This is a genomic window from Stenotrophomonas nitritireducens (assembly GCF_050984405.1).
GTDB lineage: Bacteria > Pseudomonadota > Gammaproteobacteria > Xanthomonadales > Xanthomonadaceae > Stenotrophomonas > Stenotrophomonas nitritireducens_B.
The window spans coordinates 1,108,363-1,121,416 of sequence record NZ_CP158790.1; the positions used below are offsets into that span (position 1 = coordinate 1,108,363).

The 13,054-nt window shown below is 71.1% G+C and carries 12 protein-coding genes and 1 pseudogene; 8 read left to right on the top strand and 5 right to left on the bottom strand.

Annotated features, from left to right (window positions below; translation table 11 throughout):
• Positions 1–106: 106 nt before the first annotated feature.
• Positions 107–2,779, top strand: a complete 2,673-nt coding sequence (locus tag ABTV91_RS04600; RefSeq protein WP_433853442.1) for a bifunctional diguanylate cyclase/phosphodiesterase — start codon at positions 107–109, stop codon at positions 2,777–2,779.
• 21 nt (positions 2,780–2,800) lie between these two features.
• Here ABTV91_RS04600 and ABTV91_RS04605 read toward each other — a convergent pair.
• The 3 genes and pseudogenes from ABTV91_RS04605 to ABTV91_RS04615 all read right to left on the bottom strand — a co-directional run.
• A pseudogene (locus ABTV91_RS04605) lies at positions 2,801–2,902 on the bottom strand (SAM-dependent methyltransferase); the annotation flags it as partial.
• A gap of 274 nt (positions 2,903–3,176) precedes the next feature.
• The gene (locus ABTV91_RS04610; RefSeq protein WP_433853443.1) at positions 3,177–4,097 is read right to left on the bottom strand and encodes a D-alanyl-D-alanine carboxypeptidase family protein; all 921 of its coding nucleotides are present in this window, start codon (positions 4,095–4,097) and stop codon (positions 3,177–3,179) included.
• Positions 4,098–4,749: 652 nt separating this feature from the next.
• Complete coding sequence (locus ABTV91_RS04615) at positions 4,750–5,592, bottom strand: class I SAM-dependent methyltransferase (protein WP_433853444.1); 843 nt, start codon at positions 5,590–5,592, stop codon at positions 4,750–4,752.
• Positions 5,593–5,758: 166 nt separating this feature from the next.
• Here ABTV91_RS04615 and ABTV91_RS04620 point away from each other — a divergent pair, with 166 nt between their 5' ends.
• Both ABTV91_RS04620 and ABTV91_RS04625 read left to right on the top strand, forming a co-directional pair.
• The gene (locus tag ABTV91_RS04620) at positions 5,759–6,685 is read left to right on the top strand and encodes a hypothetical protein (protein WP_433853445.1); all 927 of its coding nucleotides are present in this window, start codon (positions 5,759–5,761) and stop codon (positions 6,683–6,685) included.
• Between the two features lie 246 nt (positions 6,686–6,931).
• Complete coding sequence (locus tag ABTV91_RS04625; RefSeq protein WP_433853446.1) at positions 6,932–8,005, top strand: chitinase; 1,074 nt, start codon at positions 6,932–6,934, stop codon at positions 8,003–8,005.
• 78 nt (positions 8,006–8,083) lie between these two features.
• Here ABTV91_RS04625 and ABTV91_RS04630 read toward each other — a convergent pair whose 3' ends face one another.
• Complete coding sequence (locus ABTV91_RS04630; protein ID WP_433853447.1) at positions 8,084–8,548, bottom strand: hypothetical protein; 465 nt, start codon at positions 8,546–8,548, stop codon at positions 8,084–8,086.
• Between the two features lie 97 nt (positions 8,549–8,645).
• Between ABTV91_RS04630 and ABTV91_RS04635 the strand changes: the two genes are divergently transcribed.
• Positions 8,646–10,727: a gluconolaconase gene (locus ABTV91_RS04635; protein WP_433853448.1), complete on the top strand. Its 2,082-nt coding sequence runs from the start codon at positions 8,646–8,648 to the stop codon at positions 10,725–10,727.
• Positions 10,728–10,752: 25 nt separating this feature from the next.
• Here ABTV91_RS04635 and ABTV91_RS04640 read toward each other — a convergent pair whose 3' ends face one another.
• Entirely contained in the window at positions 10,753–11,127 is a 375-nt protein-coding gene (locus tag ABTV91_RS04640) for a YciI family protein (protein WP_433853449.1), read from the bottom strand.
• Positions 11,128–11,293: 166 nt separating this feature from the next.
• On the opposite strand from ABTV91_RS04640, the gene ABTV91_RS04645 reads away from it, so the two are divergent.
• From ABTV91_RS04645 to ABTV91_RS04660, 4 genes are all read left to right on the top strand, one after another.
• Positions 11,294–11,725 carry a YciI family protein gene (locus tag ABTV91_RS04645; RefSeq protein ID WP_433853450.1) on the top strand — a complete coding sequence of 144 codons (432 nt, stop codon included), beginning with the start codon at positions 11,294–11,296 and terminating at the stop codon, positions 11,723–11,725.
• A 21-nt stretch (positions 11,726–11,746) separates the two neighbouring features.
• The gene (locus tag ABTV91_RS04650) at positions 11,747–12,181 is read left to right on the top strand and encodes a VOC family protein (RefSeq protein ID WP_433853451.1); all 435 of its coding nucleotides are present in this window, start codon (positions 11,747–11,749) and stop codon (positions 12,179–12,181) included.
• Between the two features lie 2 nt (positions 12,182–12,183).
• Positions 12,184–12,588, top strand: coding sequence for a VOC family protein (locus ABTV91_RS04655; protein WP_433853452.1), 405 nt, complete (start codon positions 12,184–12,186; stop codon positions 12,586–12,588).
• Positions 12,589–12,649: 61 nt separating this feature from the next.
• Positions 12,650–13,006: a DUF1428 domain-containing protein gene (locus tag ABTV91_RS04660; protein WP_433853453.1), complete on the top strand. Its 357-nt coding sequence runs from the start codon at positions 12,650–12,652 to the stop codon at positions 13,004–13,006.
• Positions 13,007–13,054 lie beyond the last annotated feature (48 nt).

The following is a 13,054-nucleotide window of genomic DNA, read 5'->3' on the forward strand; positions in this document are numbered from 1 at the left end:
CAGGGCATGTGCCGTATGGACGATGGTGGGGCGATGGCGGAACAGGGAACCCTGACGGCGACGGGAGACCGGCGGCGTGCCGTGGCCGTTGTCCGGGGATGCGCGCATGCAGCGTGAGATCCCGGCAGGGCGCGGCGCCGGCGACGTGCCGCGCTCGATGTTCACCACGCCGCTCTGGGCGGTGCTGGTGCTGCTTTCCGGCCTGCTGCTGACGGCGTGGATGGCGTGGGGCGAATGGAAGAGCGAGCGCGACCGGGTGCAGTCCCTGCAGCGGTCGCTGGCCGACGCGGCACCGGCGCGCCTGCGCGAACCGCTGGCCGGCGCCGCGCTGGGACTGCGCGCGATGCAGACCGTGCTGCTGGCCGGCAAGGAGCCGCTGGACCAGGCCACTTTCGACAGCTATCAGCGCAACCTGCGCTCGCAGGAGTGGATCCACGGCTACGTGCTGATCGCCCTGGCGCAGCGGCGCGCGGATGCAGGCGACGAGGGCGCGGCCACCTACCGTTACCAGTACGTCGCGCCCCTGGAAGGCAACGAGGTGCTGGTCGGCTTCGACATCGCCCGGCAGCCGGAGAACATGGAGGCACTGCGGCGCGCGCGCGATGCCGACGCGCCGGCCATGTCCGCGCCTTTCCCCTTGCTGCAGTTCCGCGGCCAGCAGGGAGCCAGCGACATGGGCATCACCGTGCGCCTGCCCGCGTATGCGCCGGGCGCCATGCCGGCCACGGTGGCCGAGCGGCGCGCGCGCGAACTGGGCGCGCTGGCGGTCAGCGTGCGCCTGGAGCCGATGGTGCGCCAGGCGTTGTACGGAAGGATCCTTGACCACATGGACGTGGACATCCGCGACCTGGGCGCGCTGCCCGCGCATGCGCGCGTGTTCGCCAGCGCGCCGCTGCCGGCCGCTGCCGGCCAGGTGCAGGCGCGCCGGATGGAGTTCGGCGGCAGGACCTGGGAGCTGCGCCTGTGGCCGCGCCGGCCGATGGGCGCGTGGGGGCAGCTGCGGCTGATCGTCATCGGCGGCAGTTCGATCAGCGTGCTGCTGGCGCTGTTCCTGTGGTCGCAGGCGACCCTGCACCGCCGCGCGGTCGAACTGGGCCGCCGCATGAGCGCCCGCTTCGGCGAAAGCGAGGCGCGTTTCCAGGCCCTGAACGAGATGCTGCCGGCGCTGGTGCTGGTGGCCGACGCGCGCGACGGGCACATCACCTATGCCAACCGCGCTGCGCGGACGCAACTGGGCGACGTCGCCGGCAGGCCGTTGGCGGAGCTGTTCGCTGATGCCGCGCTGGGCCGGGCCGCGGTCGTCGCCACCCTCGCCGACGGTACGTGGAGCAGCCAGGAGGCGTTCGTGGTGCACGGTACCGACGCCGCGCTCTGGGTGAACGCATCGCTGGCCATGCTGGACATGGACCATGTGCCGCACCTGCTGATGGTGGCCGGCGACACCAGCGCGCAGCGCGAGATGACCGAGCGGCTGCGCTACCAGGCCACGCACGACGAGCTCACCGGGCTGTGCAACCGGCGCGAGTTCGAGCGCTGCCTGCGCCAGGCGCTGGCCGACCGCAGCGACGATGCCGGCGCCCGGCCGTTCGTGTTGATGTACATCGACCTGGATCAGTTCAAGCTCATCAACGACCTGTCCGGGCACACCGCCGGCGACCAGCTGCTGGTGCAGCTGTCGCAGGCGATGCGCCGCCACATCCGCGACGGCGACCTGCTGGCGCGTCTGGGCGGGGACGAATTCGGCCTGCTCGCGTCCGGCGTGGACCGCGAGCAGGCCGACCTGCTGGCCGAGCAGGTGCGCGCCTGCATCGAGCGCTCGACCTTCTGCTGGCTGGGACGCAGCTACACGGTCAGCGCCAGCATCGGGCTGGTGCTGGTCGACCGCCCCGGCTGCACGCTGAAGGACCTGCTGGCGTGGGCCGACAGCGCCTGCTACCAGGCCAAGGAAGACGGCCGCAACCGCGTGTGCGTGTACCGCGACGATGCCGACGCCACCCGCCGCATGGGCGAGATGGAATGGGCCAGCCACCTGCGCAGGGCGCTGGAGCAGGACCGCCTGCTGCTGGACTACCAGGAGATCGTGCCGCTGTCGGCCGGCGCCAACCCGGTCACGCGGGTGGAGCTGCTGCTGCGCATGCGCGCCGACGACGGCAGCGTGATCGCGCCGGGTGTGTTCCTGGTCGCGGCCGAGCGCTACGGGCTGATGCCGGCGGTGGACCGCTGGGTGATCCGCACCGCCCTGGCCAACTTCGCCCACCTGCATCCCTGCGGCGAACGCCTGCAGAGCTGCGCCATCAACCTGTCCGGCGCCAGTCTGGAGGACGAGGGGCTGGCCGATTTCATCCTCGATGCCATCGCCCGCCATGGCGTGCCGCCGCAGCGGCTGTGCCTGGAGATCACCGAGACGGTGGCGGTGCGCGACCTGCTGCGCGTGGTGCGGGTGATCGAGCGGCTGCGCGCGGCCGGCTGCCGCATCGCGCTGGACGATTTCGGCGCCGGCATGGCCTCGTTCGGCTACCTGAAGAACCTGCCGGTGGACGTGATCAAGATCGATGGCAGTTTCGTGCGCGACCTCGGCCGCGACCCGATGAGCCGGACCATCATCGACGCCGTCACCCGCATCGGCCACCAGCGCGGCGCCAAGGTGGTGGCCGAATGGGTGGACGACCTGGGCACCCTGGACCTGCTGCGCGAACTGGGCATCGACAGCGCCCAGGGTTTCGCCCTGCATCGTCCCGAGCGCGTGGTGTTCCAGCGCGAGAACGTGGAACGGCCGTAAAGGCGCGAGGTTTGGCGCCGCTCAGCCGCGCACGGCGAACACCCCGTCCAGCTCCGGCCGCGTGCGGAAGCCGGCCCTGGCCAGGCGCGTGGCGACCTCGCGCGGCACGTCGCGGCCTGGCGTCGAATGCAACAGGATCGCGCCGCTTCTTCCGACCGGAGTTCCGCGGTTCGATCACGTCCGGCATCACCTGTACCGCATGTGCAGCGTCAATCGCGTTGAAGTCGTGTGCGCCACTTCCCGTCCGGCTTCGGAATCCAGCGGCTGCGCGCTGGCGACGAAGCCGGCGCCGGCCCGGAGCAGCGGTGCCGCCGCTGCGGGTGGCACGACGGCGGCAGGCGCGGTTGGCCGAGGTATCGTTCGTGATCCGCAGTGCCCCGTGACGTGCCGGGCACGGTCAGCGACCTTGTTGCGGAATGACCTGCCTCGATGCCCAGCGGAACAGGTCTTTGCTGTCCGTGAAGCGGGACTGGTCCGAGGAAGAGCCCAGCGTGACGACGATGAAGCGCCTGCCTCCCTGTGTTCCGCTGGCCACCAGGCAGTTTTCGGCCAACTTCGTACTGCCGGTCTTGATGCCGTCGTAGCCGTCGATCTCCAGGAGACGATTGGTGTTCGCCCAGGCCAGTCGCCGCAGGCTGCCATCGGGCAGATGGACCCTGATGGCTTTGTCCGTGGTGGCCACCACTTCGCGGAACAAGGGGTGCCTGCGCGCAGCTACCGCCAGGGTGACAAGGTCGCGGGCGGTGGTCGTTCGATCCTCCGGGGTACCTCCGTCCCCATAGGGGCTGCGGTAGTGCGTATCGTTCATGCCGAGCCGCCTGGCCGTGCGGTTCATCTCCGCGATGAAATTCACGCGCGTTGCGTTGGCCTCCGTCTTCGCGTTCTCCGGCGTCTCATCGCCGGGTGCCTCGAAGCGCGAATTGAAATGCTCGGCAAAGGCGTTGCCCATGTCGTTGCCCGACGGCAGCATGAGCGCATACAGACCGTCGCGTACCCCGATCCTCTCGCCTTGCCTGAGCCCGGCAACGGAGCCCGGGGTGGATGCGGCCAGCGCTGAAGCCTCTATCTGTTCGTCGAGTATCGCCGCATCCCGGGCCAGTTCCAGCACCACGTAGGCGGCCATCATCTTGGTGGTGCTCGCGGCCTTGCGCGGCTCGTCGGGCAGGTGCGACCAGAGCAGTTTGCCGCTGTCCGCGTCGGCGATGGCACAGGAACGGGCGGTGACCGCCGGTGGCGCCGCGGGATTCTCCGCCGCGGAGGCGATGTTCGCGATGGCCAGCAGGCCGGTGATCAGGGTGAAGGCAACGCGTCGGATCATGGGATTCAGGCTCTCTCGGCGAACGGGAATGGAAGAGTTCGAGCGGGCTGCCATTGCGATCCTGCCGTCTGCCACCCCCGTATCCGCAGGATCGGCGTCCTCGGTACAGTCGGGTCGATATCGGACCGTACGCGTTGCGGACGAGGCAGGCATGAAGACCGGCGATGACCGGGGGAATGCAGGTGTGCGCGACTCATTCCGTTGGCCACGGCACGGATTCGATCTTCCATCCGATGTGCAGTCGCCGTCATTCAAAAGATGGGCGTCAGGCATAGCATCCGGCTATGTCGCCATGCCCGGAGCAGTGCGCCTTCCCTTGTTCCGTCCGCATCCGTGGCACGAGCGGCGTTGCCCGGCCGGCTGCCGGTGCTGGATCAGTGATCGCCTGCGACGACCCGCATGAGCGACCTGGATGAAGATCGCGTTCGCCAACGGCACGGCGGGAAACATGCGTTTGCGAACACGCCCGTGTCGACGTGCCGGACAGGCCAAAAGTCCAGCCCGCACAGTCGTAGTGACCCATTGCGTCAGTGCGGGCTCTTCCTTGGAAAGTCCTGCGTGTGCTCAACAGCGGAACGCCGGCGGGCACAGCCTTCGATGCCAAGGGCGACAACGCGGAGCGGCCCGAAGGGCGCGACGCGTAGCGCGCCGTTCACGCGCGTACGGCGAACACCCCGTCCAGCTCCGGCCGCGCGCGGAAGCCGGCCTTGGCCAGGCGCGTGGCGACCTCGCGCGGCACATCGCGGCCGCTGGTGAGTTTGTTGGGGGTGCCGGTGTAGTGGAACAGCTGGCCGCCGCGGCGCAGCACGCGCGCCAGGTGGTCGTAGAACGCCTGCGAATACAGTTCGCCGGCGATGCCGAAGCGCGGCGGATCGTGCAGCACGGCGTCGACCGAGGCGTCGGGGAGATCTGCGATGGCCTGCGAGATATCGCCGTGGGTTAGCGTCAGGCGTCCGCCCGCAGCGTCCGACTCCGGGTCCGGCGACCAGGGGTTGAGCGTGCGCAGCCACAGCACTTCCGGGCTCTTCTCGAACGAACGTACCGCCGCCACGCCGGACTCCAGGCAGCAGGCGGCGAAGTAGCCCATGCCGCCGCAGGTATCGAGCACCTGCTTGCCGCGCGGCGCGACCAGCGCGACCTTGCGGCGCGCGTCCTCCATCGGCGACAGCTGTGCGCTGACCAGCATCTTGATGCCGTCGATCTCGAACGTCGGCACGCCCCAGCCGGTCGGCACCAGCTTGTACAGGCCGTTGCCGAACCGCGACGCGGGCACGAAATCCCCGCCGTCCCAGTAGTAGACCGTGCGGTCCTTCAACCGCTCGGGCCACGGATAATCGCCGCCGCGCCAACGCCAGTGGTCCGCTTCCAGGAGCGCCTCGTCCTCGCCGCGCCCCAGGTCGAACGAGCCGCTCCAGGCCGCGTTGCCGCGCCGGCGCGCGTCGCGCATGGCGTCGAGCAGCGGGCGGGTGAGCAGGGGGCCGGAGTAGTGGGTCATGCGCTGGGAGTGCCCGTGTGGGAGCATCGGTGCCGGAAAGGGCGGCCATCGTAACCCGGGCGTCCGCGCGCGACGGCCGCCATGGAACTCGCCGCGCCGGTTCCGGTCTAGTTGCCACGGTGCACCGCGGGACTCCCGCCCGCGTGCAGGTCTGCGATGGAGAGGCATGCACGATTCCCGCGTCAGTGAACCCCTGTCCCACCGCATCGGCGCCGGCCTGGCGACCGCGGCGATCCTCTGCCTGGTCGGGCGCGTGCTGTGGCAGGTGCCCGAAACCGCCCCGGAGCAGCGGCAGCAGCGCCTGCAGGTTCGCTGGCTGCCGCGCGAACCGGGCGCGGCGCCGCCGCCTCCGCCGCTCCCGGCCATGGCCCACGCGACGGCGCCCGTCGTTCCGTCCGCGCCGTTGCCGGCCGAGGCCATGCGCCCTTCCACGCCGCCGCCGGCCGCGTCCGCGCCGCCGGCGTCTTCCACTGACTGGTCGCGCCGCCTCTACGCCGCCGATGGCGGGGTCGACCTGCCCGACGGCGTCGCTGCCGACGGGCGCATCCCCGGCAAGGACGAGCGGGTGTTCGAGCACCGCGACGAACTGGCGACGGGCGTGGGCGAGCGCGCCACCGCGGGGCTGTTCTCGAAGCAGCGGGCGGGGACGAAGCAGTCGCGCATGCAGCGCTGGCTCTACGGTGAGGACACCCAGCCGGCGGAAGCGCGGCGTCCCCCAGAGGTGGCGTTCAACCCGTCGCTGCACGAACGCGCGTCCGACCTGGGCAGCGAGGCGACCGGCGATGCCTACAAGGCCGCGCCGATCCGCCACGAACCGCTGCCGGGCCTCGACGGCGAGGCCAGCCGCCGCCTCCGCACCGCCATCGGCGAACTGGAGCGGCGCTATCCGCGGTGCGACGGCGCCGCGCGCCGCCGCTGGTTCGCCACCGCGCTGCAGCACCTGGACGCGCTGGAGCGTCTGGAATACCGCTACCGCCACGGCGCCGACCCGGTCGAGGCCGAACACACGCTGCCCTCGGCGGCCGACAGCGCCTATGACCTGGCGCGGCGCGCGTTGTGGGACGCCGAGCGACGCATGAAGACCTGCGGCTGAGCGCGGCCGCCAGCGCGGGGCAGATCCGGGGCGTCGCGCGTGCGTCCGACGGTCCGGCGATGTCCTCCGCGAAGGGAGCGCCGGTGCGATACGACAACGCATCGACAGCCGCCGGGCAGGCCCGCCGGACAGCGGCTGGACCGCCCAGGTCATTACCGGACAACTTCGCCAACTTCATGTTCCGGAAGGGTTTTTCGCGACGGCGCCTGTCTAGAATCGGGATCCCCTCCACCGCATGGGATTGCGATGAAGCCGATCAGCCTGCTGTCGTGCGCGTTTGTCCTCCTCACCAGTTTCGGTTGCCAAGCCGGGCAGAAACCGACCGCCGAGCCGCAGCCCGGAATCACGCCGGGCTACAGCCATCCGCTTCCGCGCCACGCGCTGGTCGGCTACCTGCACAACTTCGACAACGGCTCGGGCGTGCTGCCGCTGGGGCAGGTGGACGACAGCTGGGACGTGATCGTGCTGGCGTTCGCCGACGACATGGGCGAGGGCCGGATCGCGCTCAACCCGGCGCCGGGGCTGGACAAGGCCCGCCTGATCGCCGACATCGCCGCCCGCCGCGCGCGCGGCGGGATCGTGGCGCTGTCCTTCGGCGGCGAACTGGGCACCGTGACCCTGCAGACGCAGCGCGACGAGGACAACTTCGTGCGCACCACCGCGCAGGCCATCGACGCCTACGGGCTGGACGGCATCGACATCGACCTGGAGAAGATCGCCGGCGTCGTGCACGGCGCGCCGGTGACCGGCCACCTCGTCTCCGCGGTCAAGCGCCTGCATGCCATGTACCCGAACCTGTACGTGTCGATGGCGCCCGAGCACCCCTACGTGCAGGGCGGCTGGGTGTCGATGCAAGGCATCTGGGGCGCCTACCTGCCGCTGATCGACGGCCTGCGTGACGAGCTGGACCTGCTGCACGTGCAGCTCTACAACAACGGCGGCCTGCCCACGCCCTACCACGCGGACAAGCTGCCGGCCGGCAGCGTGGACATGATGGTGGGCTCGGCGAAGATGCTGATCGAAGGCTTCCAGCTCGCCGACGGCAAGGGCCGCTTCGACGGCCTGCGCCCGGACCAGGTGGCGCTGGCCCTGCCTTCCGGCCTGACCGCGGCCGGCAACGGCTACGCCACGCCGGCCGACATCAACCGCGCCTTCGATTGCCTGACCATGGCCACCGCCTGCGACAGCGTGAAGCCGGCGCAGCCGTATCCGGACTTCCGCGGCGTGATGACCTGGTCGATCAACTGGGACGTGGCCGACAAGGGCGCGTTCTCCGTGCCGGTCGGCACGCACCTGCGCCAGGCGCGCGCTAAGCGGTGACCGCGCGGGCGTGTGGCGCCGCCGAGCCGGGCCCGCACGCGTTCGGCCGCGCTTGACGCCAGAAGCCCGCGGCAGGCGTCAGTCCGCCGCAGGCAGCACGCGCAGCGCCGGGAGCCCGACGTGGTGCAGCAGTTCGCGCACCACCACCAGCGCCGCGGCGAAGCGGGGTTGTCCGGGCAGGCCCAGGCTGCGTGCGGGAACGCCGGCCGCCACCCGCGCGAGGCGGTCGAAGACGTCCTCGACCTCGGCGATGGAAAGCGTGGCCGCCGCCAGGGGATCGCGTCCGGCGGCCGGCAGCAACGGCGCCAGCACCGGGTCCGCGCATTCCAGCAGCATTGCCGGCCGATCGCGCAGGGCGGGGATGGCCGGCATCAGCGCATCCTCGACCTGCTGGATGGCCTGTTCGAGCGCGGCGCCGCCCGGCGGAAAATTTTCCAGTCCCGCGGCCAGCAGGCCATCCAGCGACAGCGGCAGCACGACGGCCGCGCCCTGCGGCGGTTGCAGGCGGATCGGGTTGCCCTGCAGGTGCAGTCGCAGGTTCATGGATGACTCCCTGGTGGTTGAGCGGATTGCGACGGGCCGGGTGGTTCCGCGGCCGGCGAGCGTCTATGGTGCCGGGTCCGCAACCGCTGGTATGTACATGGAACGCAGGCATGGGGTGATGGTGGTGGCGGCGCTGACCGTGGGCGCGCTGGCAGCCAGCTATCTGTGGGCGCCGCGGACGCCGCCAGCGCAGGCGCCCGCCGCCACGCCGCTGGGCTGGCGCGCGCAGGTTGACCTGCTGGCCGGCGATGGCGTCGAAGGCGACAGCGTCGGTTCCGGTGCGCAGAGCCGCTTCAGCGATCCGTGGGGCGTGGCGATGGACGCCGGCGGCACGCTGTACGTGGCCGACGCCGGCGACAACAACCGCATCCTCTACCGCTGGCTGGACGGCGCGTTCCACGTGCTGGCCGGCGGCCGCGAGGGCTTCGCCGACGGCCGCGGCAAAGCCGCCGCGTTCAACACACCTTCCGGCCTGGCGCTGGACCGGCACGGCAACCTGTACGTCGCCGATACCGGCAACCACGCGATCCGCAGGATCACCCCGCTGGGCGAGGTGAGCACGCTGGCCGGCGACGGCACCCCGGGCTTCGCCGACGGTATCGGGCGCCAGGCGCGCTTCGACGGTCCGATGGGCGTGGCGGTGGACGCGCAGGGGCGCGTCTACGTGGCCGACACCTGGAACGACCGCATCCGCGTGATCGAGCCCGATGGCCGCGTGTGGACGCTGGCCGGCGGCGACCGTCCGGGCTGGGCCGACGGCCAGGGCGGCGCGGCGCGTTTCGATACCCCCACCGACCTCAAGCTCGACGCCGACGGCACGCTGTGGGTGGCCGACCTGCGCAACGACGCGCTGCGCACCGTGACCCGCGCCGGCCGCGTCACCACGCGCGCCGGCGGCCCCGGGAGCGCGCGCGTGCTGTGGGGGCCGATGACGCTGGCGCTCACCCACGACGGCGTGGCCTACGTCGGCGAGCGCATCACCGGCCGCGTGGTGCAGGTCTCGCCCACGGGGCACGTGGTGGCCGTGGCCGGCGACGCGCAGCGGTTCGCGCGGCCGGCGGGCCTGGCGCTGGCGCCGGACGGAAGCCTGCTGCTCGGCGACGCCGACGCCTACCGCGTCCACCACCTGCGGCTGCAGGTCGCCGGGACGGCGACGGCCGAAGCGCAGGTCGGCCCGGCGATCGACAATCCGCTGCCGCGCAACGAAGGGCGCTGGCCGCTGGCGCCGCAGCTGGGCTGGCACGAAGTGGTCGGCACGCTGGGCGAGGTGCGCGGCAACTTCAGCGGCGAAAGCCGCCACCACCTGCACGGCGGCTTCGACATCCGTGGCGACGTCGGGCAGACGGTACTGGCCATCGCCGCCGCCAAGGTCGGCAGCCCGGCGGCGGCGTGGAGCCTGGGCGGGCAGGCCGAGGGCCTGTCGCTGGACACGCTGGACTACATCCACATGAAGGTGGGCCGGGACGCCGCCGGCCGCGCGCTGGACCCGGCGCGTTTCCAGCTGGTGTACGACGAAGCCGGGCAGCTGGAACGGGTGCGCGTGCGCCGCGGCACGCGCTTCAGGCCGGGCGACGCGCTGGGCAGCATCAACAGCCAGGCCCACGTGCACCTGGCGGTCGGGCCGTCCGGCTACGAGCGCAACGCCGTGCGGCTGGGCTTCGCCAACTACGCCGACCACGTGCCGCCGCGCATCGACGACATCGCCCTGCTCGACGCGCAGGGCCGACGGCTGCGCGAAAGCCGCGATGGCCGCCTGCGGGTGCCGCGCGACGGAGGCGGCCTGCAGCTGGTGGTGGAAGCCTGGGACCAGGTGGACGGCAACCTGCCGCGCCGCAGGCTCGGCCTGTACGCGCTGGGCTACCAGATCCTCGACGCCGGCGGCCGCGCGCTGCCCGGCCACGAACAGCCGCGCATGAACATCGAGTTCAACCGCATGCCGCCGCAGGCGGACGCGGCGAAGGTCGCCTACGCCGAGGACAGCGGCATCACCGTGCACGGCAGCGCGGTGACGCGGTTCCGCTACGTGCTCACCAACACCGTGCGCGACGGCCGGCTGGCGAGCGAGGCGTGGCAGCCGGCGGACCTGCCGCCCGGCGAGTACGTGATCCGGATCACCGCCCGGGATTACAGCGGGAACGAAGCGGTCGAACGCCGCGACCTGCGGATCGTGGTGTCCTGAGCGGCCGCGGGCTGGACACGGCCGTTCAGGCGTCCAGCCGCACCCGCTCGGCCTGCAGGTCGTCCACCTCGCGCACCTCGATGCTGCCGTAGGCCGCCCACGGGAACTGGTGGGCGATGCGCATGGCCTCCTCCGCGTCGGCGGCTTCGATCAGGTTGAACCCGGCCAGGACCTCGCGGGTTTCGGCGAACGGGCCGTCGATGATGCGCGGCTGGCCGCCGCGCGTGCGCAGGGTGCGGGCGCTGGCCGGGGGCTGCAGCTTCTGCGCCATCAGCAGGGTGCCCTGCGCCTGCAGGGCGTCGGCGTGGAACAGGCACGAGCGCATCTGCGCGTCGTACTCGTGCGGCGGCAGCGACTGCAGCAGTTCCGGGTCGATGTAGATCAGCAGCAGGAATTTCATGGCAGGGGCCGGTCCGGGTGGGCCGCCATGATGGCGCAGGAAACCGCTGGCGCGGAAATCATTAACGCGTTCATAAAAAAGATCGGCGGCCTTGTCGATTCCGCCGGCGCCGGTTCGTCGTACCGGGTGTGAAGCGGATCGTCCGGTCCGCAACCGGGAAAACGCGATGAAAGTGATGGTGATTGTGAAAGCGACGGCCGACAGCGAGGCCGGCGTCATGCCGACCCAGGCCGAACTGGCCGCGATGGGCGCCTACAACGAGCGGCTGGTGGAGGCCGGCATCATGCTGGCCGGCGAGGGCCTGCACCCGAGCCGGCGCGGCGCGCGGGTGCGTTTCGACGGCGCGCAGCGCCGGGTCATCGACGGCCCCTTCGCCGAAACCAGGGAACTCATCGCCGGCTTCTGGCTGTGGCAGGTCCGCTCCATGGACGAGGCGGTGGAGTGGCTCACCCGCGCCCCGTTCGACGCCGACGGCACCGCGCCGGTGGAAGTGGAGATCCGCCCGGTCTTCGAGGCCGAGGACTTCGGCGAGGCTTTCACTCCCGAACTGCGCGCGCAGGAGCAACGTCTGCGCGACCGCATCGAACGCAACGACTGATCCATGACGAGGAGACGCACCATGAAACTGATTCCCTTCCTGGGCTTCAACGGCAATACCCATGAGGCGATGGCGTTCTACGCCACGGCGCTGGGCGGCAAGGTGGTATCGGAAATGAAGTACGGCGACATGCCGCCCGGCGACATGGACGGCGAAGGCTGCGGCGGCTTCAATCCCACGCCCGACCAGGTGGCGCACTGCCAGGTCGAGGCCGGCGGCGCGATCCTGATGGCGGCCGACGGCCCGCCGGCGGAAGGGCAGTGTGCCACCACCATCAACGTCGACGTGGACAGCGTCGAGGAGGCCGAGCGCGTGTTCGCGGCGCTGGCCGAGGGCGGTCAGGTGCAGATGCCGCTGGCCGAGACGTTCTGGGCCAGGCGCTGGGGCATGCTGGTGGACCGCTACGGCAAGCCGTGGATGGTCAACTGCATGAAGCCGATGGACGGGGGGCAGTGACGATGGCGACGCCGCAGATGATCTTCGTCAACCTGCCGGTGCGCGACCTGGAGGCGTCCAAGACGTTCTTCGCCGCGCTCGGCTACGCCTTCAACCCGCAGTTCACCAACCAGGACGCGGCCTGCATTGTCATCAGCGAGAGCATCTTCGTGATGCTGCTGGTGGAGCCGTTCTTCAAGGGCTTCACGCCCAACCCGCTGTGCGACGCGCGCAGCCACACCGAAGTCATCACCTGCCTGTCGGCGGCCAGCCGCGCGGCGGTCGACGCGCTGGTGGACAAGGCGCTGGCCGCCGGCGCCAGCGAACCGATGCCGGCACGCGACTACGGCTTCATGTACCAGCGCGGCTTCCAGGACCTGGATGGCCACCTCTGGGAAATCGCCTGCATGGACGGCGAACCGGGCTGATCCACCGGCGGCCGCGCCCCGGCGCGGCCGCCTCCGTACTTCCCGCAGCAAGGAGACGACGATGAGTTACGTGGATGGTTTCGTATTGCCGGTGCCGCAGGCGCGGCTGGCCGAGTACCGGCGCATGGCCCGCCTGGGCGCCAAGGTGTGGAAGGAGCATGGCGCGCTGGCCTACCTGGAAGCGGTGGCCGACGACGTCAAGCCGGGCAAGCACACCTCGTTCCCGCAGGCGGTCAAACTCAAGCCCGATGAAGTGGTGATCTTCGCCTACATCGTCTACCGCTCACGCGCGCACCGCGATCGCGTCAACGCCAAGGCCATGGCCGATCCGCGCCTGGCCGGCATGGACGCCAAGAGCGTGCCGTTCGACGGCAAGCGCATGTTCTGGGGCGGCTTCAAGGTCTTCGTCGAGGCATGACGCACGGCGCGCGCGCTTGCGCGCGCCGTGGCGCGATGGTGTGATCGC